This is a genomic window from Pseudomonas fitomaticsae (assembly GCF_021018765.1).
GTDB classification, from domain to species: domain Bacteria; phylum Pseudomonadota; class Gammaproteobacteria; order Pseudomonadales; family Pseudomonadaceae; genus Aquipseudomonas; species Aquipseudomonas fitomaticsae.
In genome coordinates, this window is the sequence record NZ_CP075567.1 from 4,753,599 (window position 1) to 4,776,822 (window position 23,224).

Genomic DNA, 23,224 nt, shown 5'->3' on the forward strand with positions numbered 1-23,224 from the left:
AAAACTAAACCCCGCTGGGTGCGGGGTTCGTTTGTCCAAGTTGGGTAAGGGGTACATTCTGCGACTGACATGTCGCGACATCGCCACCAGGCACCGATGGCAGATTGTCCAAGCGCCTAAGTTCGTCACGGGTTCGAAGGCCTTTATCGGCCATAATCCCCATAAATGCCGCTCTCGCGGCCGAATCCCCACGAAGCAATCCATCGAGATTATGCTCGGCGTGAATCCGCCCGACATCGGCGGGTTTCACCAGCCACCGCTGAATGCAGCCTTCCCAAATTTTCAGGTAGGGATCGAGCGTGTATTGAAGGAACCCGATGTTTTGTTGCTCGATTCCCGACCCCCAACTGGTGGTTTTTTCAACATCCCCGACCAGATGCGGCGGAACGCCGAAGAAACGGGCCAGTTCGCCAACCTGAAACTTGCGGGCTGCCATCGTTTCGGCGTCCTGCGGGCTCACACCGATAGCCTGAGTGGTAAAACCGGCCTCCAAGATCCAAAGCCGTTTTTTGACCGGGCCGCCGGCAATCTCCTTGAAGTTTGCCTCTACCTGATCACGCTGGACCTTGCTTAGTGTCTTTCCTTCGCCCGTCATGAGGATCTGGGGAGACTTGGCACCATTCGCGTAGAAGTCACGCTGTTGGTCTTCCATTGCAACAGCTACACCCGCTGTTTTCGCCGCAAACGCGATAGGTGATAGCCCCACCAGACCGTTAAATCCGAACCCTTTTAGGTGGAAAATCTCGGATTGTTTGAAGTCGGCGTACTCGCTATCCCTGCGGTATCGGTAAACGATCCGTTTACCCTCAAGCCTCACGTCCATATTCACCGACATCAGCGGTACCAAGCTGATGATGTCGCCCACACCGTTACGGTCGATCAGCGCATAAGCATTGCCGTAGTAGCAGAGCTGCATGGTCATCGCTACGCGAAAGTCGAACGCGGTCATAAATTGGTTGGGTGCGTAGCGCAGCAAGCGCGCCAACGGGTTATCCAAACCTACTTTCGATCGGTCATCGCCTTTGGTCTCGAAGACGTCCAGCGGCAGGCAGGCCGACACGCTGGAAATCAGGCGAACGCAGGCGAAGACCGTGGATATTTGGAGTGAACGCTCGTCGTTGACGACTGAGTCGCCCACCGTGCCTGAAGCCGACACAGGGCCGGTTTGAGATCCCTGGTTGGGCGATGTCAGCCGTCCTCCGACGAAAAAGCTCGCCAGGCGCGCCCAGAATGGGCTGCGAGTGCGCAGGTCGATGCTGTAATCGGTATCTGCCATTACATGCTCATTGGTCGATTGAGGAAGTCATCAAGGTTCACGGTGTCCACGTGGGCACCCGCTACACCTATCGCCATAAGGAGTGCGGTCATATCGTCGATCTTGTCCGCCGACCGTTTTTTGTCGGGAGCCATGTTCATGTTGTCGTCCCGCCTGGCGATCAGGTTCGATGCACACCAGTTGAGGATCATGTCGCCGCCGTGAGCAAAGGCACCCGCAATGTAAGCGCGCTCGAGCACCTGCATAGCCGGGTGGTAGGACTTAGGCCCCTGGATGAACTCAATCATCGGCAACTCAGCGGCCACCAGACGGTTGACCAGGTCACTGGCGTTCCATTTGTCGTAGGCGATCGCCTGCACGTTGAAACGCGCGCATACCGACTTCACGTCCGCCTCGATCACGGCGTAATCGGTTACATCGCCTTCGGTTTGCTTGAGCAGGCCGGATTCGACCCACGATGCGTACGGAACAGTGCCGCGCTCTGTTCGAAATGCAACCGAACTCTCTGGTGCCCAGCGCCAGCCGTAGGTGTAGAGCACGCCGTCCACGTCCCACACCAATCGAAACGATGTCAGGTCAGTGGTCGAAGCAAGGTCCAGACCGCCCCAGCATGGGTACTGTGAAAGCCAATCAAGGTCGATCTCACCATTGCAGCGCTGCCACTTGTTGAGATCAACCCAACCGTCTGCGGTCGAAGCCGGACGGTTCAAGCGCTTGATGCGAAACTCAGCCATCTTTGATGGCATCTGCTTCGCTTCGACCGCCTCTTTGCGAATCGCCGCCAACAAATGCGGGTTCACATCCATCAGCGGGTTGGCTTTGATCCAACAGCTTTCGTCGAACTCGTCATCGGCCTTGATACCGAGGTTCTTGTCCTCGTCGTCGACGGCGTAGAACACCACCAGATAGTGATCGGCTGTCGTGCCGAACAACCCGGACAGCAACTTCTTCGCGAACATCCGAATTTCTGCCCACGGCCCTGGGTTTGTGTATCCCTCGGTGGTGGTAAACAGCCAAAGCGGGTTGCCTCGGGCGCCGGCTGCAGACTGCAGAACGTTCAGTAGGTCAGCTGTCTTGTGCGCATGAATCTCATCGAGCCCCGTATGCGAGGGGTTCAAGCCGTCCTGAGTGGACGCTTTTGCGTGAATCGGTTTGAAACTCGCACCCGTTTCAGCGCGGCTGATCGATTTTGCCCAAACCTCGAGGCCGAAGTATTCGCGCAGGTCGGCGTTTTTCTCGACCATTCGTTTGGCAGCATTGAAGATGATCGCAGCCTGGCCAAACGTCGTGGCCGCGCTGACGATCTGCGCGCCCTCCTCCGGCTCGCAGCACTCGCAGTACAGAAGGATTGCCGAAGACAGCGTGCTTTTCGCATTCTTCCGCGCTACGGCGAACAGCGCAGAGGTGAATCGGCGGGGATGGAATTTCCCATCCTCACCCCAGCCCTCGGTGTACACCGCTTCGCGCTTGCGGAAGCCGAAAAGCTGCACCACGAAGAAAATATGCGATGGGTGCATGACAATCGTCGGCTTTTCCCACTTGCCCTCTACGTGATGCAGCTTTTCGATGAAGTCGCAGGGGTCATTCGCATGCCAGGGGTCAAAAAGGAAAGGGCAATCCTTCTTTTTGGCCCTTTTCAGGTCATCAAGGAAGCGCTGTGCGGCCTGACGAATCAGCTTTCCGTGCTTTTTACGCTTCTTATCTGCAACCGCAGCCTTGGCGTAGTCGGTCGCGATTTTTACGAAATCACGCATTCCTACCCCAATTTCAAGGTGATTCAGTTATTTGGTGGCTCGCTTTCTGCCGTTACCGGCAAAAACGTTGCCCTTTGATTCAGATCCTCCCGAAGAAACCTTCCGGCGGCTCGCCGGGGTCATGCCGAACTCAGAAAAAAGGGCCTTCAATGCTGTTGTCTCGGCGGCAGTCGCCTCCATGTCGGCCTTGGCTTTTTTCCGAAAACACTGCCATGCGTGGCAAAGCTGCTCAAGCGAATACAGATCGACAACCTGGAGAACCTTGGCGCTCACAAGCTGCCGTCCGAGGCTACGCCACATTTCTGCACCGTCAGCATTGAGGTGCTGAGGCGGGTCGGGAAAATCTTCGATGAGATCAAATTCCGGCGCGTCCTTTTCCTCGCGATCCGGGCGATCAGTACCAGCCAGAACCTTGAGGTGCGGGGCCGTCGGCTTCCGTCCTCTGGTCATTTGTCACCCTTTTATTTTCAAATCCTAATTTTGACGGCGCGAATAAAGCCTTCGGGCGCGGTCGGGAAGCAAAAAGGCCCAGACTTATGACCCACCCCCTGGGGCTGTGACGTGCCACAACGGGGAATTGACGTGCCTCAACCCATCCGAAGCACGCGGTTGACGTGCCTCAGAACCGATCCCGACCGCCTCTGGCGTTGCCGAAGCCACCGTCCTCCGTGGCCGTCTTCCTGCTGTGGTGCGGGCGGCAAAGCCCTTGCCAGTTGGTCCGATCCCAGAACAGAACCATGTCGCCTCGGTGCGGGACGATGTGGTCAACCTCGGTCGCGGCTCCCACTCGCCCTTCCTGCTGGCAGTGGACGCACAGCGGGTGCTTGGCCAGGTAGCCCTTGCTCGCCTGCTGCCAGCGGTAGGTGTAGCCCCGGGAGTTGCTGTTGCCTCGCTGCTGCTCAGGTGTCGAATGCTTGGGCGTGACAGGTGCCGCTGGTTTGTGTCGTTGCGGCCTGACTGGCATGCGCTCTACTCGGTTGGTGGCTCGCTCTTGGCGGGCTGACTGGGTTGCGCTGGCGCGGTCCGTCGCTCGGTCAGGAGGCGGACACGCTCAGCTGCAACCATCAGCCACTTGGCTGCTCGCGCTCGGCGGGCAGTGCATCCGGCACAACTCATACCGGGTCACCCTCGACGACCAGGTCGCGGCCGTCGACGATGAACACCACCGTCAGCCGAACCGGCTCGCCGCGACTGCTTTCCATGTTGGTGCTGACTTGGCAGGGAAGAACCTGACCGTCTTCGGTATGCAGAGCGAAAGGACCTGGGTAGCCAGCGTTCACATGCCGTGGCTCAGGGTCGGATAATGCCGTGACCTCGACGGTCTTCTCGATACGTTTCAGTACCAGCTTCATGGCGTCACCTCGTATGTGAAATCCAGGCGCCCGATAGCAACCGCAGTGCGGTGAGCGTCCCACTCTCCATCAAAGGCGACAGTTCTGGTGTAGGGCGACGTTGCCTTGCCTTTGAAGCGCTCCCAGTGCACGTCCTTACCCTTGAGCGAGAAGACGATGAGAACGTCGCCATCAAAGCTGTCGATAGTGATCTTCACCGGATGATCTCCGTCTTGATGCCGTGATCGGCAACCCACTCAACAAACCGGTCGGATGGCTCATCTCGGCCCAGACAATAGAGCCCTGCTGCGTAGCAGTAGAGGAGCGGCCTTACCCACCAGCGGACCTTAGTCACCAGCGTCACCGTTATCTGTGCCATTACCAACCTCCTACCATCTTGGCGCCCACCGCGACACCGACGATGAACACCAGCACGATCCACAACGAACCCAGGCTCGGCGTCACCGATGCGTTAGGGTTTCGAAGTGGTGGAGGCGCTGGTGGCCGCGCTCCGCGCCATTCAACGGTTGGCGGTGGAAGTTGAATGCGCTGGCACCACTCGCAGATGCCTGGGTGATGGAAGGCCTGCGGAACCGTCTCGGTCTTCACTTGCCCGCACCTGGCGCACTTGAATGTGTGGCCCATGGCGATTCCTCGTCGCGTGTCGCGACACAATTTGCAGATTCGCGAAACGTGTCGCGCCTTACTCGGCCTTGCGGGTTGGTAGCTTGAAGTCCGTCACCCGATCCGCGATGTTGCGGATCTTCTCCACACCCAGGAAGCCAACCCAGCCGCCGGCGAAGGTGGCCATGCTCTGGGGCAGGCCGAAAAAGTCCAGGCCGCTGATGATGGTAAGGGTCAGGCCGCCACAGATGGCGCCTTCCACCAGCATCTGACGACGAGTGCCGCCGCCGTAAGTGATCCGCAAGACGGCCATGGCGCAAGACAGCGCAGCTGCATAGAGGATCGGCGAATGCTGGCTCAACCACGCAAGCGCTATCGCCCATGTGTCTGGTTTGTCTGGCATGTTTGGCATCTCTGTTCCTCCCCGTCAGGGAGTGAAGGAATTGGTTGTTGTCCCGTGATGGGAGCGATGGTTGTTACGGCCGGCGAAAGCGATTCGATTCGAGGACGGTCAGGCGGTGATCAATTGATGCGAGACGGCGATCCAGTGCAAGCCGATCGGCATCGTCGTTACCCTGCTTCGCCACATTGCCCAGTTTGATGTCGCCGATGATGTCGGCCAGCAGATCAAGTACGGCGCTGACACCTTTAGCCTGAGCTCGCTCGAACTCAGATGGCTTTTTGATGGAGAAGCGATCAGCGCTGACCAGGAACTGCGAGGGAAAGCCGAGGCCGATACCGGCCGCCACGTACTGTCCCTGGGAGTTGAGCTGCATCCTCACCGACCACATCGTCGACAGCTTGCAGTCCAGCGCGCCGGCCTTGATGAAAGCCTCGTTCAGGTAGGTCGTCCCATCTACAACGACAAAAGGCTTCGCAGGCTGATCAGCAGTGCCATGTTCCGGATCTGAAGCATCGAGGTTGCCGATACGGATGCGAAGCACACCGTCGTGCGTGAAGGTTGTTACGCCGCCATCGCTCTTGATCTGAATGCCAGCGCCCTTCGACTTCTGGAGGCGATCGGCCAATTCATCTTCTGTTTCAAGGCGCGAGTAACTGAGGAACAGGCGCGGGCTGAACGAGTCATCTCCGTAGCTCGCATCGAATTCCTCAAACTCTGCAGCGTGTCGGTATTCCTCCGGCACCTTTTGCAGCTCGGCCTCCATGAACTGAACCAGGTTGGCGGCGTTCTTGGGCAGGTCGTACCTGCTGTAGCTGGCGACCTCGACCGACACCATCTGGCGTTCGGGCGCCTTGCTCACGCTGCCGATGGTGCATGAGTTGAGTTCGAAATCGCCCTTCACCGGGTCAAATTTCCAGCCGGAGACACCCGGCACATAGTCGTTGCTCTGCATCGAATGCCTCAGAAATGAAAAAGCCCCGACAAATGCCGAGGCTCAATGGGTGGAGATGGCGACCCTGTCAGGTTGCTGTCGTGGCGTTTCCCTCCAGTCCCCACGCTGACTGTTACCCCTGCACGTTTCCGTCGGGCTTTGATCATCTCCAGAAACAACAAAGCCCGACGCAATGGCCGGGCTTTGTCTGTTGTGTCGCGCTTGAAAAGCTGAACACGGTGCCATGAAAACAGGTGTTTATCCGGCAGGAAAGAACTTTTTACGCCGCAAGCCGGATTTCTTCCACGGCGCAATCAATCCACGCAACGCCGGCTTTGATCACTTCCCGGGCTGAACGCTCGGACATTCTCGCCGACTCACCAACCCGGACCATCGTCCACTTCGCACCGAAGTACAGCCAGATGAAATTACCCATCTGCTCGTCACGCTGGGCCAGCTTGGCCACCGCGCGGTCCACCACCAGGGCCACGTCATCCGTGACGCAGTAATTCTTCACGCCGCCTTCTGTGACGTTGTTGTCGCGGATCAGTGCGTACAGCGGTGAAACGTACCGAGGCACCCCCATGCCGTCCATGCGCCACCACCCCCATTGCTCAAGCAAGTATTCGGTGTCGCCCAGCGGCTTATCTGCGTACGTTCGTTTCTTCATGCTGCTTTCCTCGGGTTTGGCTCATCCATGCCGAACAGCTCCCGCAGCAGCTTGTCAGCGATCTTGTTTTTTGCATTGCCTTCAGTGATCCAGCGCCGAGCGAATGCCTCGAAGCCCAGATCAGCGCGGTAGGCATGCCAGTCGGCAATGATGTCCATGAACGCCGCCGAACCGATCCGGCCATTGGCTTTTTCCAGCAGCAGGCGATTGCCCTGTTTCAGGAACTGGCACTCGACCTTCGTCAAACTCTTGCGCGGCAATGCCGCGGTTACGTTACTCATCGTGCGGCACTCCATACGTGCAGAACTTCGTTGGGTTTGGTGTCGGTGCGGGCTTGAATCGAAACGGCACGCGACCATGATCGATATGCCTCGGCGGGAGAGTTGCCAGCACCAGCCCATGGATGCCCGCCACCCAGGCACCAGTAATGCCCGTTGGCAAAGTGGATCGCGACTTTCGGTAACTTCCCGGTAAAACCGACCTTTCTCTGCGCAAGCCACTCAGCCACGGCCGGCCAGATGATGGCCGCCTCGCTTTCGGCGAATTTGGCCTTGTGACCGCTACTCACCTCGGCGAGGCCGTAATCCTCGTTCGCAACCCACATCGTGAAACCGGTCGGAGTGTGCTGGAGCTCATAACCTTTATGGCTCCAGGACCAGTCCTCTGGATAGTCCCGGATCGATGCTGCGATGCGCTGCGCCTCGTTTTTAACCTCCACATTCATTGTTTCGTCAGTTGACGCGCCAGCGCTCTGGGGCAGGCGAACGACGATGTGCCCCGGCGCAGAGGATCTATCGTCCGTCAACCGGTGAAACAGCTTTTGCAGTGCTGTGATCATGCTCTTTTCCCCTTGTACTGGCTGGCGAACGAGCGGCCCATTTCGACCTCCTCGTTACTCGGCTCGCGGTTGCCGGCGAAGTTGACGAACCGGGCGTATTGACCCTGCTGCTGAACGAGACATGAGCCGACCGGTGCGTGCCTGCACTTCGGCATGATCAGCTCGGTGACACCGTTCTGGCCCTCCTCCGAGTCATTGTCGCGGTGAACAAGGATGATGCAGTGGGCATCCGCCTCGATCTGTCCGGAGTCGCGCAGGTCGGAAGCGATTGGCTTCTTGCCTGGGCGCTTCGTCGAGTCGCGGTTGAGTTGCGCCAGCAGGATCACCGGCACCTCCAGCTCCTTGGCGATATTCACGATTCCGGTCGAGATCTTGCCCAGCTCCGAAGTGCGGTTGAACGCCTTGCCATCTGACCCGATCAGTCCGATGTAATCGATCACCACAACGTCAAGGCCGTGGGTGCGCTGCACCTGGCGGGCAATGCTGCGGATGCGCGCCACCGTCAGGCTGGACTTATCGCAAACGAACAGCGGCTTATCGACGATTTTGCTGACGGCCGAGGTCAAGCGCGGCCAGTCATCGTCCTGCAACTGCCCGTCATCGAGCTTTCTCAGATCAATCCCCCCGATGGACGCCAAGGCGCGGTTGCCCAACTCTTCCTCCGGCATCTCCAACGAGAACACCATGCCGACACCGGCACCGCTGCATGCGATGTGCTGGGCTATCTGCAGGCCGAGAGTGGTTTTGCCGCTCCCTGGCAGGCCGGCCACGATGGTGACGGTCTTCTTTCGCAAGCCACGGATGAGCTTGTCCAGATCCACCAGACCGGTCGACAGGCCGGATTGCACAGTGCCGTTGAACTTGGAATCGATGACGTCGACGTTGCGCGCCACCACCTCATCCATGCGCTTGTAGTCCGGCTCTCCCGTTTGTAGGTCGCGCAGATCTGCCATTGCCTGCTGAGCGTTGGCGATGATCTCGGCGACAGGCCGGTTCTCGGTGGCCAGCTCGCGCACTGCGTCTGCTGCGTCCACCAATCGGCGCAACACAGCACGCTCTGTCACAACCTTGGCATAGGCCTTCCAGTTGGCGGTGCTGGGCGTGTTGCGCGCCAGCTCGGCGGCATAAGCCATCGTACGGGTGCCGCTCGGCAAAAACTCGGCGTAGTCATGCAGCGTGACGGGGTCAACAGGGTTCCCTGCCGCGTGGCAGCCGACCATTGCCTGGAACAGTGCGGCATTCTCCGGATCGTGGAAGTCCGCCACCTGTACCTGGCCGGTAATCGAGTCGAAAAGGTTGGAGTCCAGCAACATGGCCCCCAGCAGAGCGTGTTCAGCCTCATCGCTGAACAGTTCGCGATACTCGCTCATGCCGTGGCCCTCATTGAGGACCAGCTGAACCCCACCGCCTGACCGCCGTTCTGGCGGAGGCGATCGAGAGCGCGGTCGCCGATGAACTGGCCCAGGGTATTGGCCGGCAGATTGGACACCACCACGGTCGGGCGCACCAGTTGATACCGGCGATCAATGACTTCGTGCAAAAGGCCGAGTTCGTACTCGCTACCCTTCTGCGCGCCAACCTCGTCGATCACTAACAGGTCGATCCCGGCCAGTTCGTTGATCACGTCGCGCTCGGTGTATTCGGCGCCACGCACCATCGAGCCCTTGGCAATGCGGATGATCTCCGCCGCCGACGTGATAACCGCCGCCGCGCCGAACTTCCGGATCGCCTGCTGGACCATTCCGCTGGCCAGGTGAGTTTTCCCGGTACCGACATTGCCGGACAGGATCAGTGAGCGGCCGGCACGGTAGTTCTCCTCGAACTGGTCGACGTAGGACTGACAAGTCGCCAGGGCGCGTACCTTTTCCAGCACCGCACCAGTGGTGAAGTTGTCCAGGGTGCATCCAGCGAAGCGCGGAGTTATACCCGAGCCGATCAACAGTTCATTCAGCGCCGTAGCCTTGCGGCGGGCCAGTGCCTGCGTGTGAGCCTCGCTGCGGGTGTCGGCGGTATTCATCGCCTCCCACTGGCACCGGCGGCAGGTGCGCACCAGATACGAGCCGTCGAACTGCTCGACCTCGGCGCCGTCGACTGTGCCGTGTACCGGGCACTGAGCCTCGAAGAAGCGAACATCCGGCACGCGGCTGAAGTTAGAAATTGGTTTGGCCATGCGGCACCTCCGGATAAGCGTTTGGTTCGTGTTGCGGCAGGTTGGTGAACGTTGAGGTTTTCCCGGGCGCTGGCTTGAGCTCGTCATGCCAGCGCTCACCGTTGAGCCAGGTGGCGGCGTTTGGAACATAACGACCGCCGTCCTTCGTCCAGTCCTCGGAAACGCAGTGACTACCCAAAGCAGTGATCAGGGACTGGCGCAGTTCCTCGTTCGGTTTCAGCTTCGCCCAGGCCTTGGCAGCGTCCTTGCGAGACTTCTTTTTCGGGTACAGCTTCCAGAACTGTGCAAACCCGTCATCCTCAATCGTGGTGACCATAGGTTTAGGTTCCTTGACTGGTTCATAAGAGTGACTGGTTCTGGGGGCAGCTCCTGCCCCACCCCCTAGGTCACCTCCTGCCCCAGGTGGGTTATCTCCTGCCCCACCCCCTAGGGCAGGATCTGCCCCACCATCCAGCGACAAATGGAAGACGTTCGACTGATTCAACTCACCTTTCCGACGATACTCACGGCGGAGAAAACCAGCCTTCTCCAGCTCGCGGATGTGGAGTTTCACGGTGGATCGGCCGATCTCGCACTGGTCGGCAATGTGTTGGTAGGAAGGCCAGCACTCGCCCTGATCACTGGCGTTGTCAGCCAGCTTGACCAGCACCAGCTTGCGCAGCGGGTTTCCCACCTTCGTTTTCATGGCCTTGACCATCAAATCCATGCTCATGGTCAGATCTCCAGCTCGGCGCAGACGCGACGGATGAAAGCGTCGTAGGACTCAGCCATCACCAACCCCTGATCCTCAAGCGCCTGACGGTAGGCTTTGGCGCTTGAGTACATGACCCAGCGATCACGCTCTGGCAGGCCCTTGAACGCCGCATAGCTCGGCCACGGGCCGGCGATCACCGATACCGGCCCCTTCTCGGCGGTGGTGGTTTGTGGGAGGCGGTTCATTGCACTGTCTCCCATGCAGGTAGCTGAGGCGTTTCAGGTTCCAGCACCAGCGATTCAAGCTGCCTTTGCTGAACCGCCTTCCGAAGCTCATCCGGGTTCATACCGGTCAGCCGGCGCACCAGAACACGGAGCGCCATAGCAGCGTGCGCAGTCTCAAACTTCGCGTCCTGCATGCAGTTCTCGATGCCCTCTTCGTCGAAAAGGATTTCCCGCACCAGGTCGGCACCGATCCACGCCTTGTAGGCGAGCTGGTCGTTCGTGAACCGCTCCATGTACGCCTCGTCGATCACGGCAGGCTCCGTGGTCGAATTCGCTGTTTTCTCAATCATGCGGATTTCCTCTGGCGCAGCTTGAACCGGCCTTGCTGGATGTCGGGATGGGTGGCGCGCTCGGCCGTCTCGAAGGTGCATTCCGCCGCGAACCGGTCGAAGCGGCGAGTGATGTCGGCCGTGGGCCAGATCGGGTAAGGCTGGGCGCCGTCGTCGGAGTGCGCGCTGCGAACCATCGCGAACGGCAGCGGTGCGCCAGCGATATCGCGCATCACGGCGTTGATCACCCAATGCGGAAGGCCGTGGCGGAGGTTGATGCGCTCGCGGATGGTGGTCATGGATTCGAAGCCGGCCGGCCGCGAGTCGAGGTAACGGATTCTCTCGACCTTGGCTACACGGCTTTCGATACCCGCCACCGCCTGCTCGGTCTGATCCTGACGGCGCTCCATGTCCACCAGTAGCTGGGCATTGGCGAGCAGTTGTTCGGCCGGGCTCAACTTCCGCTGATAGCTCCCCGTTTTGCGGATGCTCGGCAGCACGTCGCCCACCACCCACTCTTCGAAGGCCTCGGCCGCCGGCATCTTCGAGCGCATTACGAGTCGATACAGATCACGCTCCGGGATCACCTTCACGTTGCGTACCTGACCCGTCATTTCGACGGGGTAGGTTTTCGTTGCTTTGCAATGGGCGCGAACTGCTTGATCGGTATCGGCATACTCGAGCAGATCGGCGACATCCTTGGCGACGAACCATGGCTCACCCTGTTCATCAGTGATCACGCGGATCTCGGTGCCGCTGAAGCGGAAAGGGGTCAGGCTCATTGAGCACCCCCGGCGTCCCGCGACACGTTTTCGTATTGCAGATTTTGTGGCGCGGTTTCTGACTCGCCCAACTGCTTGAACTGGTCGATGGCGCTGTACACGCCTCCGAATCCGGTATCGCTGAAGTACTTCGCCAGCTCGGCCAAGGCGCCGGCGGACTTTCCACCGTTGTGCAGATGATCGAGGTGGATGGCGCTGCTCAGCGCGCACTGCCATTCGAGCAGATCCTTGGCCGCGAGCAGTTGAAACTCAGCCTCTTGAGCTGCTTCTTGCATCGTTGGAAGCGGGCTGTTCATTTGGCGGCTCCCTGGTGTGGGATGTTCGCCAGTTTGTAAGCGGCTGCAGCGCCAGCGTCGGCCATGGACATCGATAGCAGCGCCAGCGAGTTGATTAGCCACCCGGCGCTCATTGCGAGATCTTTGTTCAGCTCGTTGTGGTTTGCGGCGTGAGCAATGAGCTCGCCGATGGCAGCGACCCCGTGGAGCGTGCTGATTTGGAAGTTGTCATTCGTGTTCTCGATAGCCTGCAACCGCTCTACTTGGTCATGTGTGAGCAGAGCGTTTTTAGCGGAGCAGGCCGGGAATTCGCGTTCGACATCGACCAGCAATTGATTCCACATTGGAGCTTTCATTGGTGAACCTCCGCAGCTTCGATGCCCTTCTGGACAGACCAAACCAGCGCGCTGACCGTCTCGGCGAGGAACCCGAGCGCGGCCATGCCGTCGCAGTAAGCGAGTTCGCCCATGTTCAGGCTGTCATGCATGTGGCGGCAGATCTGACCAAGACCAGATGACAAGACCTTTGCGGTTTGCAAGGCGTCCTCGGCGCTCGCACCAGGCGAAACGTTCAGCAACTGAATGCCCCGGTTATCGATCGGGGTATCGCAGAAGCCGACATGGGCCGTAAGCAAACCTTGCGACGTCGGCGGATTGGTGCTATTTTTCGGGTGCATGGATTCGTCCTCCAACAGACGAAGAAGTACTGAAGCACTTGTCCAACCAAGTGCTGGTTAAAGAAGCCCGCCTCCAACAGCGGGCTTTTTTGCGTCTGGCGTTTAGGTTTCCCCATCATCCACGACACAAAAATAATGCAACCCCCTCCCCTGAGAGGGTTGTCACCTACCCGGGTCGGGCTGGCGGAATAGTTGTTCGAGCGCGCATATCACATCTCCAAAAATTGCAACTCATGCCTAAACAGTGGGAAGGCAGGGGTCCGCTTTAACGATTAAAAATTGGCGAAAAGGCAACAACGTCGCCATTACGACTTAACCCGTCGCAATAAATGAAAATCCTCGATAAATTCGAGCCCGCGCATTGCGCGGATCATGTTTGCGCATGCGAGATCTTTTGATTCAGTGGCTACTTTCCAGTGGCGGCAGAGCTCGACGGTCTGCGAGATCACAGTAAGGCTACCGATTCAGTACTGGACGGATGAACAGAGGGATCGACCGTCTGACGAGAACCCTCTTTTTCGGCCATCATTTGGCTCAAGGTTGGCGATGCCTCTGGGTATAGATCTGGGCGTAACTGATGGCGAGAGACACCAGTTGCTTCCTCGATTTTGAGGACGTGCTTCGCCGGAACGCTTCCGGTTGAGCACATCCATTGAACGTTTTGCGGGGTGCAACCAAGTGCTCTTGCCAGAGCCGTTTGACCTCCGATGGCCTTGGTTGCGGATGCCATTGCATCAATACTCATTGCCTGCCCCTGCGGACTTATGACGATGCAGACAGACTACAGTCGAGAATTTCATTTTACAAATGGTATTTGCAATGACGCCTACAAGAGCTGACTGTATTCTCAGGCCTATGAAATCAATCTCAGAAATCATTGCCGAGAGCCGAAAAAGCGTCGGGCTCAATCAGTCAGAGCTGGCTCGTCGGTTAAATATCACCCCCCAATCTGTTCAAGCTTGGGAGTCTGGGAGGGCAACGCCGAGGCCGGCCATGCTGAGCCCGCTGGCGCACGCACTGAGCATCGAGCCTGCCACGCTGATTGGTGCCGTCCTGAATACTGCGCCTGGTGATATGCGAGAAAAAACGCTCCATCTAATCCGACAAGCCTACGACGACCGCAAGGCCGAACTGGATGCGGATCTTGGTGGACAGATTTCAGTTTGGGATGAAGAAACCCCACTGAATGACGATGAGGTATATGTCCCATACCTCAAGGAGGTAGAGCTTTCGGCGGGATCAGGCAGGTTTGCCATTGAGGAAAGCGGCATTTCGCAGCTGCGATTTTTCAAGAGAGATCTGCGGCACAACGGAGTGCAGTTCAACAACGCGCGATGCGTGACCGTTACGGGCAACAGCATGTTTCCCGTCCTGCGCGACGGAGCCACAGTTGGCGTGAACGTCGGAAAGACCTCTCTGAGTGACGTAGTTGATGGCGAAATGTATGCCATCAACCACAATGGACAGTTGCGCATAAAGCAGATGTTTCGAACTCCAATTGGTATCAAGCTGCGCAGCTTCAACCGTGACGAGCATCCGGATGAGGAGTACACGTTTCAGCAGATCCAGGATCAGCAGATATCCATCGTAGGTCATGTTTTTTGGTGGGGCATGTTCTCAAAATGAAAAAAGGGCTGCCTTGTGCGGCCCTTAATTTTCATCAAAATTACAAATAGAATTTGCAATCTACAAAATACGGATGTAATTTTACTCCATCGAATCCCGCATGGAGCAACAATCATGACCATCACCGCCAACAACATCACCGGCCACTTAGGCATGGGCCTCGCTCCTCGTGAGCTGGAGGTAACTGTGCTGGCGGCCAGCGACCTGACTATCAAGCAGATCGGTCGCGAAATGGGCATCAGCCCTCGCACAGTGGAGAAGCGCCTCGAAGATGCGCGCTTCAAACTCGGCGCCAAGACCATGCGCGGCCTAGTAATGGAAGCTTTCCGCCGCGGCCTGATCGCTATTGCAGCGACGCCACCGGCACTCCCTGACCCAAAGCATCAAGCGACCGAGCACGACGGCGTGTTCATCGCGTGATCAGCGGCGTGCGCCTGTGCGCGGGCGCAGTCCGGTGATCAGCGAAGCCTGACCCATTCCTGAAAAGATTTTCGCGAAAGCCAACAACGCGGCCGGGATTCGCTCGGCCTGTAAAAAGCTCCACTCCAACCCACGAAGAGGATTCACCCATGTTCGGTATCGGAAAGAAACTGTTCGGCGCACAGCGCGCTGTGAAGAAGCTGGAAAACCGCGACCTGATGCAGGCCATCGTTGGTGGCTGTCTGCTGGTGGCTGCGGCTGATGGCGAGATCAGCAAGAACGAATCCGCGCAGATCGATATCCAGATCCGCGCCAACAAGAACCTGGAGCACTTCGGTCCGGAGATCACCAGCACGGTGAACCTCTACACCGAGCAGCTGCAGGCGTCTTTCCGCATCGGCCGCATGACGATTTTGCGCGAGATCCGCGACATCAAAAACAACCCGGCCGACGCCGAGGAAGTGTTCGTAAACATGCTGGCGGTTGCCGAGGGTGACGGCGAGATCAGCGCGTCGGAAATGAAGGTGCTGGCCGAGGTCGGTACTGAGCTGGGTCTGCGCCTGAAAGACTTCGGTATCGACGCGTGAGCAGTTACCTGAAACGCGGCCTGATTGTCGCCGCAGTGATCGCGTTGGCTTACGTGATCGGCGCCAGCCTGGTCGACCGCGGCATCTGCTCCTACTACGGATTGCAGACCGACCGACAAGTCCGCTATGCCGCCTTCGTTGGCTGCATGGTTCAGACACCGGCCGGATGGGTCCCGCGCAGCGAGTTACGAGTCGTCCAGTAGCGTTTCACTGAAGCGCCCTTTCAACCGAGGGCGCTTTGGGAAGCAAGCCCAACCCAGGAGATCGAGCATGCTTATCCTCACCCGCAACCCCGGCGAAACCATCCGCATCGGCAACGACATCAGCGTCACCCTTCTCGGCGTCAACGGCAAACAGTCACGCATCGGTATCACAGCGCCAGCGGCGATCGCCGTGCACCGCGAGGAGATCCACCAGCGAATTCAGGCTGGCGCTCAAACGACTGCAATGAGTGAGCAGTTCATCGAAGACCACCTTGGCAAAGAGCCAAGCGAATCGCATTCGGTGCACATCGATGATCGCGTGAAGATGATCGGCGCCGAGCCGGCTTTCATGACCGTCGTCTTCAAGCTGCCGAGCCTGAACGATGCCCGGACCCTGATAGCGCACCTGCCATATGGGAAGAAGGCGCTCGGTACCGAAGCTGAGGTATTCGGTTACTCGGCTGGCAATCTCATGGAGGACGCCCCATGCGCCTGATTATCATCACCGCCCTTCTACTGATCGCCGGCCAAGCCAGCGCCAGCGAGCAGGTCATCAGCGTCCAGCACGACAGCGCTCGCGGCGTTACCTGCTGGATCCTGAACAACACCGGCATCAGCTGCCTGCCGGACAGTTCGCTCCCACAGGTAAATGTGACGCCCAGTCACAATAAGAACGCGCCAACACCAGCCAATGCGTCGGACACGCCCCCGCAGATCGAGAGGTTCCAGTTATGAGCACTTTCCCCCAGGGAACGCATCTGCACCTGCAGAGCGATCTGGAAAAGCTCGGCGAGCGCCTGATCCGGTTCGGTCAGGCGCTCAAAAGCCCAGACACAACCGTCGGCCAGTTGAGCAAACTCGCTGGCTCCTGCGGTATCAAATTGAAACTGCGCGCCGTGGCGGATTCGGAGGAGCGCGATGATGAGTAGAACCCAAGCAGTCTCCCCCGCCGCCCTTCCCGCCATCGGCCAGCCGTTCGCCGGCGGCTTCTACGCTGGGCGTCTGTTCTTCGACGGTGTTGAGCACGCGCTCATCGACGCCGGCCGCGAATTCGAGCAGCCAGCGCAATGGTGGGATCGTTCAGGCCCGCGGCTGAACGTCCGAGGCAGCAAGTCCTATCACGACGGGCTGGCCAACACCCGGGCAATGGCTGAGGCCGGAAGCGCGATCGCGCAGAACGTGCTGGCCATGTCGATCCGTGACCACAGGGGCTGGCACATCCCGGCCATCGAGGAGCTGCAGGTGATGCGCGCCAACCTGTTGCAGTTGGAGCCTTGGGGCAAGCACTGGCCTGCGGATGGTGCTGGCGGGCCTGCTCAGGCATTCGCACTGCGCGAATACTGGTCAAGTACTCAGAAGTCATCCGCCGGCAGCGCCTGGTGCCTTCACATGCTGCCCTGGTGTACGCCGGACACGAACTGGACGAGCAAGGAAAAGGCAGTTCGCCCGGTGCGCACACTTCCGATCAAGGCCGATGCATTCGTTCACGAACCGTCGAGCGACGCACCGCTGACCGAGGCAGATCTGCGTGGCCTGGCCAACGCCGAAGCGGTCGCCAGCGTGATCGAGCGCTTCGTGAATGAGGACGCAGGCAAGTTCTACGGACGCACTGACGCGCTGGTGGAAGAGCTTGCAGCAATTGCAGGAGGTCGCCAATGAGCGGGTTACAGAGATTCGGAGTCAACACTGCGGGCCGGGACTTCGCTGTCGGTGACGTGCACGGCCACTTCACACGCCTGCATAAGGCGCTGGACGCGGCGGGCTTCAATCCTGCCATTGACCGGCTGTTCAGCGTTGGGGATCTGGTGGATCGCGGGCCTGAGTCTGCTGAGGTCGACACCTGGCTGGCCAAACCATGGTTTCACGCCGTGCGCGGGAATCACGAGCAGATGGCAATCGACGCATATCGATTCGATCCCGATGGCCGCGTCGGTGACCAGCACCTGGCCAACGGTGGCGCCTGGATTTATGTCAGATCGTCTGTAGAACAAGTCTGCTACGTCCAGATCCTTGCCGACCTGCCGCTGATCATTGAGGTCGAGACGCCCCAAGGATTGGTCGGCATCGTTCACGCCGACTGCCCGTTACCGTCTTGGCAGATGCTTCAGGCCTGGGCCAATGGCGATATGCCGGGGCTGCGCAACGTTGAGCAGGCTGTGCAGTGGTCCCGCAGCAGGATCACTCAAGACCAGGCCCACGGTGTTGATGGGGTGCGCGCGGTGGTAGTGGGGCATACACCAGTTCGGCGCCCGGTGATCCTCGGCAACGTGTACCACATCGACACCGGCGGTTGGATGGATGGGCACTTCACTCTGCTGAACCTGCATACGCTCGAAACCATTCCGCCCACAGATCCAAAGTTGAAATGGGACTGGGATCAAAACGATGACGCGACACAAATCGCGAATGATGAAAACGTGTCGCGACACGTAGGAGGTGATTGATGGGGGCTGCTGAAAAATTGCCCGAAGGGGACGGCCACGACAAGGTGACTGAAAAGCGGATGGCGGAGCTGGTGGGCACCACAGCGAAGGCGCTGCAGCGAAAGAGAGAGCGGAAGATCATCCCGCAAGGAGTCTGGTCGAAAATCGACGGCCGAATCATGTACAGCAAAAGGAGGTACGACGAATGGATCGAAAGTCTGTGGACTTGCCAACAGGGGTTGAGTTTGTCGGACCATCAATCCGTATTCGCTTCTCCTGGAACAAGAAGCGGTGCTGTGAAACGCTCCCCTTCCCTCAAACCGCGAAAGGAATCGCCGCAGCGGCAAGCCTTCGTGCTCAGGTAAAGCAACTGGACAAGCTCGGTGCGCTGACCCCGCAGAAGTACGCCGAGCTGTTCCCGGGCACGCGCAGCGCAGAAGTGCAGACTATGCCGATTTTCTTCGACTACGCCCAGGACTGGCTCGACAGCCTCCAGATCGTCGAAAGCACGCGCAAAAACTACCGATCCACCCTGCAAAACTACTGGGTGCCCTACCTCGCGGCCAAGCCGCTGGACAAGATCACACCCGTGATCTTGCGCAAGGTCGTGAACGACATCCAGTGGACGTCCCCCGTCCGGCGCAAGGATGCAATTAGGCTGATGACCACCATCTTCACCCAGGCCGTGCGTGATGAGCTGATCCACCGCAATCCTGCCAGTTCGATCCCGCCAACCCGCGTGACGAAGCGTGAAATCGATCCCTTCGCGCGCGCCGAGGCAGACCTGATCATCGCCAAGCTGTACGAACTGACGAGCGGCCTGCAACAGATTTACGCGATCTTCTTCGAGTTCTCGTTCTACACCGGAATGCGCCCGGGAGAGGCGATGGCGCTGCGCTGGGAAGAGATCGACATGCGCAAGAAGACTGCAAAAGTTTGCCGTATTCGCATCTATGGAAAGATCCAGGAGCGAACTAAGACAAAGCGATCCCGCGAAGTTTTATTGAACGATCGCGCAATCAGGGCGCTCGAAAAAGCCAGGCCACTCACAGCGGCGCGTTCGGATTATGTGTTCGCGCCGGAAGGATCGGGAGATAAATCAGAGTTGTATATCCGATCCGAGACTGGTCCCAAACGCTACTGGCTGAGCGCGCTGCGAAAGTTAGGTATTCGGCATCGCAGGATGTATGACACGCGCCACACGTACGCAACGATGTGTCTGATGTCGGGGATGAATCCAGCGTTCATCGCCGCACAACTCGGACACAGCGTTCAGGTACTGCTCTCCACCTATGCCAAGTGGATCAGCTCGCCGAGTGACTGGGCGGAGCTTGAGAAGCTGGATCGATTGGAAAGTGGTACAAAACCGGTACGGGAAAATCACCAGTAGCGACATGAACGCCGAAATACAAAGGGTTTACGGTACATGTGCGGATTAGCTGGCGAGTTACGTTTTGATCAACAACCTGCAGACCTTGCAGCCATCGAGCGAATCACCCATCACCTGGCGCCTCGCGGCCCCGACGCATGGGGCTTTCATGCCCAGGGGCCGATTGCCCTGGGCCATCGACGCCTGAAAATCATGGACCTGTCGGACGGCTCGGCGCAGCCGATGATCGACAGCCAACTGGGCCTGTCCCTGGCCTTCAACGGCGCGATCTACAACTTCCCGGAACTGCGCGCCGAACTCGAAGCGCTGGGTTATGCGTTCTACTCCGGCGGCGACACCGAAGTGCTGCTCAAGGGTTATCACGCCTGGGGCGAAGCGCTGCTGCCGAAACTCAACGGCATGTTTGCCTTCGCCATCTGGGAGCGCGACACCCAGCGCCTGTTCGTCGCCCGTGACCGTCTCGGCGTGAAGCCGCTGTACCTGTCGCGTACCGGCCAGCGCCTGCGTTTTGCCTCAGCCCTGCCGGCGCTGCTCAAGGGCGGTGACATCAATCCGATCCTCGATCCGGTGGCGCTCAACCACTACCTTAACTTCCACGCCGTGGTGCCTGCGCCGCGCACCTTGCTGGCGGGCATCGAAAAGCTGCCGCCAGCGAGCTGGATGCGCATTGACGCGGACGGCACCACCGAGCAGAAAACCTGGTGGACCCTGCCCTACGGCCCACACGACGACGAGAAAAATCTGACCCTGGAAGACTGGCGTGACCGCGTGCTCGATAGCACCCGCGAAGCCGTGGCGATCCGCCAACGGGCGGCGGTGGATGTCGGCGTGCTGCTTTCCGGTGGTGTCGATTCGAGCATGCTCGTCGGGCTGCTGCGTGAAGTCGGCGTTGAAAACCTCTCGACCTTTTCCATCGGTTTCCAGGATGCCGGTGGCGAGCGCGGTGACGAGTTCCAGTATTCCGACCTGATCGCCAGGCACTACGGCACCCAGCATCACCAACTGCGCATCGACGAAAGAGAAATCATCGAACAACTGCCCGCCGCATTCCGCGCCATGAGCGAGCCGATGGTCAGCCACGACTGCATCGCCTTCTATCTGCTGTCCCGCGAAGTGGCCAAGCATTGCAAGGTGGTGCAGAGCGGCCAGGGTGCCGACGAGCTGTTCGCCGGTTATCACTGGTATCCGCAGGTGGACGGCGCGGCCGATCCGTATGCGGCCTATCGCGAGGCGTTTTTCGACCGCAGCTACGACGATTACGCCGCCACGGTGCAGCCGAAATGGCTGACCGCCAATGACGCTGCCGGTGACTTCGTGAAGGAACATTTCGCACAGCCCGGCGCCGATGCGGCGGTCGACAAGGCCCTGCGTCTGGACAGCACGGTGATGCTGGTGGACGACCCGGTCAAACGCGTCGACAACATGACCATGGCCTGGGGCCTGGAAGCACGCACACCGTTTCTCGACTATCGCCTGGTGGAGTTGTCGGCCCGTGTTCCCGGCAAATTCAAATTGCCGGACGGCGGCAAGCAGGTGTTGAAAGAAGCCGCGCGACTGGTGATTCCGAGCGAAGTGATTGACCGCAAGAAAGGTTACTTCCCGGTGCCGGGTCTCAAGCATTTACAAGGCGATACCCTGAACTGGGTGCGCGAACTGCTGCTCGATCCGAGTCAGGATCGCGGCCTGTTCAACCCCGCCATGCTCGACAAACTGCTGACCGATCCACAAGGTCAGTTGACCCCGTTGCGCGGCTCCAAGCTGTGGCAACTGGCGGCCCTGAACCTGTGGCTCAGCGAACAAGGAATCTGATCGATGAAACCTCACGCCACGGCTTACAGCCAACGGCTGCTGCGCGGTCAGACGCCATCTTACGAACGCTTGCAGGCGCGTCTGGCCGAGGACGGCAGCGAGCCGGCTGCCGAGCCGATTGCGGTGCATTGCGGCTGGGGCCGGTTGCTGATCGGCCACACTTTTCCCGATCCGGCCAGCCTGGCCCGGGAGCTGCTCAACGAACAGCCGGGCGAGCGCGACATTGCCTTGTACGTTGCCGCGCCGCAGCAGATTCTTGGCCTGGAACCGACCCAACTGTTTCTCGATCCGTCCGACACCCTGCGCTTGTGGTTCAGCGATTATCGTCAGGCGACTCGCGTGTTTCGTGGTTTCCGCATTCGCCGCGCGCAAAGTGACGCGGACTGGCAGGCGATCAACCAGCTGTATCAGGCGCGTGGCATGTTGCCGATCGACGCCACCCTGCTCACCCCGCATCATCAGGGCGGCCCGGTGTACTGGCTGGCGGAAGACGACGACAGCGGCGCGGTGATCGGCAGCGTCATGGGCCTCAATCACCAGAAGGCTTACAACGACCCGGAAAACGGCAGCAGCCTGTGGTGCCTGGCGGTCGATCCGCAGTGTTCGCGCCCAGGTGTCGGCGAAGTGCTGGTGCGTCATCTGATCGAACACTTCATGAGCCGGGGCTTGAGCTATCTCGATCTGTCGGTGCTGCATGACAACCGTCTGGCGAAAAACCTCTACGCCAAACTCGGTTTTCGCAACCTGCCGACCTTCGCCATCAAGCGCAAGAACGGCATCAATCAGCCGCTGTTCCTCGGGCCGGGGCCGGAGGCGCAGTTCAACCCTTATGCGCGGATCATCGTCGAGGAAGCTCATCGGCGCGGCATCGACGTGCAAGTGGATGACGCCGACGCCGGGCTGTTCACCCTCAGTCACGGCGGGCGTCGGGTGCGTTGCCGCGAATCCCTGAGCGACCTGACCAGCGCCATCAGCATGAACCTGTGCCAGGACAAGAGCCTGACCCATAACGTGCTCAAAGCCGCCGGGTTGAATGTGCCGTCACAGCAATTGGCGGGGAATGCGGACGACAATCTGGCGTTTCTCGACGAGTACCAGCGAGTCGTCGTCAAACCGCTGGATGGCGAGCAAGGCCAGGGTGTGGCTGTCGACCTGCAGACTATCGAAGACGTGCAGCAGGCCATCGAAGCAGCCAGGCAGTTCGACACCCGCGTGCTGCTCGAAAGCTTCCACGAAGGCTTCGACCTGCGGATTCTGGTGATTGGGTTCGAGGTGGTTGCAGCGGCGATCCGCCGGCCGGCGGAAGTGGTCGGCGACGGTCATCATTCCATCGGCGCGCTGATCGAAGCCCAGAGTCGGCGCCGGCAAGCGGCCACCAGCGGCGAAAGCAAAATCCCGCTGGATCACGAAACCCAGCGCACTCTGCACGCGGCAGGTTACGACTACAGCAGCATCCTGCCGGCGGGAGAGCATCTGTTCGTGCGGCGCACGGCGAACCTGCACACCGGCGGCACGCTGGAAGACGTCACGGCAATTCTGCACCCGACCCTGGCCGACGCTGCCGTGCGCGCGGCCCGGGCGCTGGAGATCCCGATGGTCGGCCTCGACCTGATGGTGCAGGCGGCGGATCAACCGGCATACGTGTTCATCGAAGCCAACGAACGGGCGGGTCTTGCCAACCACGAGCCGCAACCGACGGCCGAGCGGTTTGTCGATCTGTTGTTTCCGCACAGTCAGCCGGCCGTTTGATCTCTCTTCAGCGTCATTCCCGCGTTCAACGCGCGAATGA

At 59.4% G+C, this 23,224-nt stretch carries 33 protein-coding genes and 1 pseudogene; 12 read left to right on the top strand and 22 right to left on the bottom strand.

Features of this window, described 5'->3' with window-relative positions; translation table 11 throughout:
• Positions 1-4: 4 nt before the first annotated feature.
• The 22 genes from KJY40_RS21335 to KJY40_RS21440 form a co-directional block, all read right to left on the bottom strand.
• Positions 5-1,276 (bottom strand): phage portal protein, encoded by a 1,272-nt coding sequence (locus tag KJY40_RS21335; RefSeq protein ID WP_230732632.1) that lies wholly within the window; start codon positions 1,274-1,276, stop codon positions 5-7.
• Entirely contained in the window at positions 1,276-3,030 is a 1,755-nt protein-coding gene (locus KJY40_RS21340) for a terminase large subunit (RefSeq protein ID WP_230732635.1), read from the bottom strand. Before KJY40_RS21340 ends, KJY40_RS21335 begins: the two co-directional genes overlap by 1 nt.
• Positions 3,031-3,057: 27 nt before the next feature.
• On the bottom strand, positions 3,058-3,480 hold the full coding sequence (locus KJY40_RS21345; RefSeq protein ID WP_230732639.1) for a hypothetical protein: 423 nt from the start codon (positions 3,478-3,480) through the stop codon (positions 3,058-3,060).
• A gap of 169 nt (positions 3,481-3,649) precedes the next feature.
• Positions 3,650-3,994: an HNH endonuclease gene (locus KJY40_RS21350; protein ID WP_134786840.1), complete on the bottom strand. Its 345-nt coding sequence runs from the start codon at positions 3,992-3,994 to the stop codon at positions 3,650-3,652.
• Positions 3,995-4,142: 148 nt separating this feature from the next.
• Complete coding sequence (locus KJY40_RS21355) at positions 4,143-4,382, bottom strand: hypothetical protein (protein ID WP_230732642.1); 240 nt, start codon at positions 4,380-4,382, stop codon at positions 4,143-4,145.
• The gene (locus KJY40_RS21360; RefSeq protein WP_230732646.1) at positions 4,379-4,579 is read right to left on the bottom strand and encodes a hypothetical protein; all 201 of its coding nucleotides are present in this window, start codon (positions 4,577-4,579) and stop codon (positions 4,379-4,381) included. The genes KJY40_RS21355 and KJY40_RS21360 overlap by 4 nt, the downstream gene beginning before the upstream one ends.
• A gap of 160 nt (positions 4,580-4,739) precedes the next feature.
• The gene (locus KJY40_RS21365) at positions 4,740-4,970 is read right to left on the bottom strand and encodes a hypothetical protein (protein WP_230732649.1); all 231 of its coding nucleotides are present in this window, start codon (positions 4,968-4,970) and stop codon (positions 4,740-4,742) included.
• A gap of 94 nt (positions 4,971-5,064) precedes the next feature.
• Positions 5,065-5,397, bottom strand: a complete 333-nt coding sequence (locus tag KJY40_RS21370) for a phage holin, lambda family (RefSeq protein WP_085731213.1) — start codon at positions 5,395-5,397, stop codon at positions 5,065-5,067.
• A gap of 64 nt (positions 5,398-5,461) precedes the next feature.
• Positions 5,462-6,340 carry a phage tail tip fiber protein gene (locus tag KJY40_RS21375; protein ID WP_230732652.1) on the bottom strand — a complete coding sequence of 293 codons (879 nt, stop codon included), beginning with the start codon at positions 6,338-6,340 and terminating at the stop codon, positions 5,462-5,464.
• Between the two features lie 259 nt (positions 6,341-6,599).
• Positions 6,600-6,989 carry an antiterminator Q family protein gene (locus KJY40_RS21380; protein ID WP_201815812.1) on the bottom strand — a complete coding sequence of 130 codons (390 nt, stop codon included), beginning with the start codon at positions 6,987-6,989 and terminating at the stop codon, positions 6,600-6,602.
• Positions 6,986-7,270 (bottom strand): hypothetical protein, encoded by a 285-nt coding sequence (locus tag KJY40_RS21385; protein WP_230732655.1) that lies wholly within the window; start codon positions 7,268-7,270, stop codon positions 6,986-6,988. Before KJY40_RS21385 ends, KJY40_RS21380 begins: the two co-directional genes overlap by 4 nt.
• Positions 7,267-7,827, bottom strand: a complete 561-nt coding sequence (locus tag KJY40_RS21390; protein ID WP_230732658.1) for a hypothetical protein — start codon at positions 7,825-7,827, stop codon at positions 7,267-7,269. Before KJY40_RS21390 ends, KJY40_RS21385 begins: the two co-directional genes overlap by 4 nt.
• Complete coding sequence (locus KJY40_RS21395) at positions 7,824-9,197, bottom strand: replicative DNA helicase (protein WP_230732661.1); 1,374 nt, start codon at positions 9,195-9,197, stop codon at positions 7,824-7,826. Before KJY40_RS21395 ends, KJY40_RS21390 begins: the two co-directional genes overlap by 4 nt.
• Positions 9,194-9,997, bottom strand: a complete 804-nt coding sequence (locus tag KJY40_RS21400) for an ATP-binding protein (RefSeq protein WP_230732664.1) — start codon at positions 9,995-9,997, stop codon at positions 9,194-9,196. The genes KJY40_RS21395 and KJY40_RS21400 overlap by 4 nt, the downstream gene beginning before the upstream one ends.
• Entirely contained in the window at positions 9,978-10,709 is a 732-nt protein-coding gene (locus KJY40_RS21405) for a helix-turn-helix domain-containing protein (protein WP_230732668.1), read from the bottom strand. Before KJY40_RS21405 ends, KJY40_RS21400 begins: the two co-directional genes overlap by 20 nt.
• 2 nt (positions 10,710-10,711) lie before the next feature.
• Positions 10,712-10,936 carry a hypothetical protein gene (locus KJY40_RS21410; RefSeq protein ID WP_230732670.1) on the bottom strand — a complete coding sequence of 75 codons (225 nt, stop codon included), beginning with the start codon at positions 10,934-10,936 and terminating at the stop codon, positions 10,712-10,714.
• Entirely contained in the window at positions 10,933-11,265 is a 333-nt protein-coding gene (locus KJY40_RS21415; protein ID WP_230732673.1) for a hypothetical protein, read from the bottom strand. The genes KJY40_RS21410 and KJY40_RS21415 overlap by 4 nt, the downstream gene beginning before the upstream one ends.
• Entirely contained in the window at positions 11,262-12,026 is a 765-nt protein-coding gene (locus KJY40_RS21420; RefSeq protein WP_230732675.1) for a BRO-N domain-containing protein, read from the bottom strand. Before KJY40_RS21420 ends, KJY40_RS21415 begins: the two co-directional genes overlap by 4 nt.
• Positions 12,023-12,322 (bottom strand): hypothetical protein, encoded by a 300-nt coding sequence (locus tag KJY40_RS21425; RefSeq protein ID WP_230732677.1) that lies wholly within the window; start codon positions 12,320-12,322, stop codon positions 12,023-12,025. Before KJY40_RS21425 ends, KJY40_RS21420 begins: the two co-directional genes overlap by 4 nt.
• Positions 12,319-12,657, bottom strand: coding sequence for a hypothetical protein (locus KJY40_RS21430; protein WP_230732680.1), 339 nt, complete (start codon positions 12,655-12,657; stop codon positions 12,319-12,321). Before KJY40_RS21430 ends, KJY40_RS21425 begins: the two co-directional genes overlap by 4 nt.
• Positions 12,654-12,977: a hypothetical protein gene (locus KJY40_RS21435; protein ID WP_230732683.1), complete on the bottom strand. Its 324-nt coding sequence runs from the start codon at positions 12,975-12,977 to the stop codon at positions 12,654-12,656. The genes KJY40_RS21430 and KJY40_RS21435 overlap by 4 nt, the downstream gene beginning before the upstream one ends.
• 445 nt (positions 12,978-13,422) lie before the next feature.
• Positions 13,423-13,722, bottom strand: coding sequence for a transcriptional regulator (locus KJY40_RS21440; protein ID WP_456107283.1), 300 nt, complete (start codon positions 13,720-13,722; stop codon positions 13,423-13,425).
• 110 nt (positions 13,723-13,832) lie between these two features.
• Between KJY40_RS21440 and KJY40_RS21445 the strand changes: the two genes are divergently transcribed.
• The 12 genes and pseudogenes from KJY40_RS21445 (at position 13,833) to ngg (ending at position 23,184) form a co-directional block, all read left to right on the top strand.
• Entirely contained in the window at positions 13,833-14,603 is a 771-nt protein-coding gene (locus KJY40_RS21445; RefSeq protein ID WP_230732686.1) for an XRE family transcriptional regulator, read from the top strand.
• A 114-nt stretch (positions 14,604-14,717) separates the two neighbouring features.
• Positions 14,718-15,023, top strand: coding sequence for a response regulator transcription factor (locus KJY40_RS21450; protein ID WP_230732688.1), 306 nt, complete (start codon positions 14,718-14,720; stop codon positions 15,021-15,023).
• Positions 15,024-15,172: 149 nt separating this feature from the next.
• Complete coding sequence (locus KJY40_RS21455) at positions 15,173-15,610, top strand: tellurite resistance TerB family protein (protein WP_230732690.1); 438 nt, start codon at positions 15,173-15,175, stop codon at positions 15,608-15,610.
• Positions 15,607-15,813, top strand: a complete 207-nt coding sequence (locus KJY40_RS21460) for a hypothetical protein (protein ID WP_230732693.1) — start codon at positions 15,607-15,609, stop codon at positions 15,811-15,813. The genes KJY40_RS21455 and KJY40_RS21460 overlap by 4 nt, the downstream gene beginning before the upstream one ends.
• Positions 15,814-15,880: 67 nt before the next feature.
• Positions 15,881-16,042 (top strand): annotated as a pseudogene (gene csrA / locus KJY40_RS29740) (carbon storage regulator CsrA); the annotation flags it as partial.
• A gap of 257 nt (positions 16,043-16,299) precedes the next feature.
• Positions 16,300-16,548, top strand: a complete 249-nt coding sequence (locus KJY40_RS21470; RefSeq protein ID WP_230732696.1) for a hypothetical protein — start codon at positions 16,300-16,302, stop codon at positions 16,546-16,548.
• The gene (locus KJY40_RS21475; RefSeq protein WP_230732699.1) at positions 16,545-16,742 is read left to right on the top strand and encodes a hypothetical protein; all 198 of its coding nucleotides are present in this window, start codon (positions 16,545-16,547) and stop codon (positions 16,740-16,742) included. Before KJY40_RS21470 ends, KJY40_RS21475 begins: the two co-directional genes overlap by 4 nt.
• Positions 16,735-17,472 (top strand): DUF1566 domain-containing protein, encoded by a 738-nt coding sequence (locus tag KJY40_RS21480; RefSeq protein WP_230732701.1) that lies wholly within the window; start codon positions 16,735-16,737, stop codon positions 17,470-17,472. The genes KJY40_RS21475 and KJY40_RS21480 overlap by 8 nt, the downstream gene beginning before the upstream one ends.
• Positions 17,469-18,257 (top strand): metallophosphoesterase, encoded by a 789-nt coding sequence (locus KJY40_RS21485; protein ID WP_230732705.1) that lies wholly within the window; start codon positions 17,469-17,471, stop codon positions 18,255-18,257. Before KJY40_RS21480 ends, KJY40_RS21485 begins: the two co-directional genes overlap by 4 nt.
• Positions 18,258-18,441: 184 nt before the next feature.
• Positions 18,442-19,626, top strand: a complete 1,185-nt coding sequence (locus tag KJY40_RS21490; protein WP_230732708.1) for a tyrosine-type recombinase/integrase — start codon at positions 18,442-18,444, stop codon at positions 19,624-19,626.
• 36 nt (positions 19,627-19,662) lie between these two features.
• On the top strand, positions 19,663-21,435 hold the full coding sequence (locus KJY40_RS21495) for an N-acetylglutaminylglutamine amidotransferase (protein WP_230732711.1): 1,773 nt from the start codon (positions 19,663-19,665) through the stop codon (positions 21,433-21,435).
• 3 nt (positions 21,436-21,438) lie between these two features.
• Entirely contained in the window at positions 21,439-23,184 is a 1,746-nt protein-coding gene (gene ngg, locus KJY40_RS21500; RefSeq protein ID WP_230732713.1) for an N-acetylglutaminylglutamine synthetase, read from the top strand.
• Positions 23,185-23,224 lie beyond the last annotated feature (40 nt).

Bases quoted from the DNA above. Each gene is read 5' to 3' on its own strand.
- KJY40_RS21335 (WP_230732632.1), bottom strand. From the start codon at position 1,276: ATGGCAGATACCGATTACAGCATCGACCTGCGCACTCGCAGCCCATTC.
- KJY40_RS21340 (WP_230732635.1), bottom strand. From the start codon at position 3,030: ATGCGTGATTTCGTAAAAATCGCGACCGACTACGCCAAGGCTGCGGTT.
- KJY40_RS21345 (WP_230732639.1), bottom strand. From the start codon at position 3,480: ATGACCAGAGGACGGAAGCCGACGGCCCCGCACCTCAAGGTTCTGGCT.
- KJY40_RS21350 (WP_134786840.1), bottom strand. From the start codon at position 3,994: ATGCCAGTCAGGCCGCAACGACACAAACCAGCGGCACCTGTCACGCCC.
- KJY40_RS21355 (WP_230732642.1), bottom strand. From the start codon at position 4,382: ATGAAGCTGGTACTGAAACGTATCGAGAAGACCGTCGAGGTCACGGCA.
- KJY40_RS21370 (WP_085731213.1), bottom strand. From the start codon at position 5,397: ATGCCAAACATGCCAGACAAACCAGACACATGGGCGATAGCGCTTGCG.
- KJY40_RS21375 (WP_230732652.1), bottom strand. From the start codon at position 6,340: ATGCAGAGCAACGACTATGTGCCGGGTGTCTCCGGCTGGAAATTTGAC.
- KJY40_RS21380 (WP_201815812.1), bottom strand. From the start codon at position 6,989: ATGAAGAAACGAACGTACGCAGATAAGCCGCTGGGCGACACCGAATAC.
- KJY40_RS21385 (WP_230732655.1), bottom strand. From the start codon at position 7,270: ATGAGTAACGTAACCGCGGCATTGCCGCGCAAGAGTTTGACGAAGGTC.
- KJY40_RS21390 (WP_230732658.1), bottom strand. From the start codon at position 7,827: ATGATCACAGCACTGCAAAAGCTGTTTCACCGGTTGACGGACGATAGA.
- KJY40_RS21395 (WP_230732661.1), bottom strand. From the start codon at position 9,197: ATGAGCGAGTATCGCGAACTGTTCAGCGATGAGGCTGAACACGCTCTG.
- KJY40_RS21400 (WP_230732664.1), bottom strand. From the start codon at position 9,997: ATGGCCAAACCAATTTCTAACTTCAGCCGCGTGCCGGATGTTCGCTTC.
- KJY40_RS21405 (WP_230732668.1), bottom strand. From the start codon at position 10,709: ATGAGCATGGATTTGATGGTCAAGGCCATGAAAACGAAGGTGGGAAAC.
- KJY40_RS21410 (WP_230732670.1), bottom strand. From the start codon at position 10,936: ATGAACCGCCTCCCACAAACCACCACCGCCGAGAAGGGGCCGGTATCG.
- KJY40_RS21415 (WP_230732673.1), bottom strand. From the start codon at position 11,265: ATGATTGAGAAAACAGCGAATTCGACCACGGAGCCTGCCGTGATCGAC.
- KJY40_RS21420 (WP_230732675.1), bottom strand. From the start codon at position 12,026: ATGAGCCTGACCCCTTTCCGCTTCAGCGGCACCGAGATCCGCGTGATC.
- KJY40_RS21425 (WP_230732677.1), bottom strand. From the start codon at position 12,322: ATGAACAGCCCGCTTCCAACGATGCAAGAAGCAGCTCAAGAGGCTGAG.
- KJY40_RS21430 (WP_230732680.1), bottom strand. From the start codon at position 12,657: ATGAAAGCTCCAATGTGGAATCAATTGCTGGTCGATGTCGAACGCGAA.
- KJY40_RS21435 (WP_230732683.1), bottom strand. From the start codon at position 12,977: ATGCACCCGAAAAATAGCACCAATCCGCCGACGTCGCAAGGTTTGCTT.
- KJY40_RS21440 (WP_456107283.1), bottom strand. From the start codon at position 13,722: ATGAGTATTGATGCAATGGCATCCGCAACCAAGGCCATCGGAGGTCAA.
- KJY40_RS21445 (WP_230732686.1), top strand. From the start codon at position 13,833: ATGAAATCAATCTCAGAAATCATTGCCGAGAGCCGAAAAAGCGTCGGG.
- KJY40_RS21450 (WP_230732688.1), top strand. From the start codon at position 14,718: ATGACCATCACCGCCAACAACATCACCGGCCACTTAGGCATGGGCCTC.
- KJY40_RS21455 (WP_230732690.1), top strand. From the start codon at position 15,173: ATGTTCGGTATCGGAAAGAAACTGTTCGGCGCACAGCGCGCTGTGAAG.
- KJY40_RS21470 (WP_230732696.1), top strand. From the start codon at position 16,300: ATGCGCCTGATTATCATCACCGCCCTTCTACTGATCGCCGGCCAAGCC.
- KJY40_RS21475 (WP_230732699.1), top strand. From the start codon at position 16,545: ATGAGCACTTTCCCCCAGGGAACGCATCTGCACCTGCAGAGCGATCTG.
- KJY40_RS21480 (WP_230732701.1), top strand. From the start codon at position 16,735: ATGAGTAGAACCCAAGCAGTCTCCCCCGCCGCCCTTCCCGCCATCGGC.
- KJY40_RS21485 (WP_230732705.1), top strand. From the start codon at position 17,469: ATGAGCGGGTTACAGAGATTCGGAGTCAACACTGCGGGCCGGGACTTC.
- KJY40_RS21490 (WP_230732708.1), top strand. From the start codon at position 18,442: ATGGATCGAAAGTCTGTGGACTTGCCAACAGGGGTTGAGTTTGTCGGA.
- KJY40_RS21495 (WP_230732711.1), top strand. From the start codon at position 19,663: ATGTGCGGATTAGCTGGCGAGTTACGTTTTGATCAACAACCTGCAGAC.
- ngg (WP_230732713.1), top strand. From the start codon at position 21,439: ATGAAACCTCACGCCACGGCTTACAGCCAACGGCTGCTGCGCGGTCAG.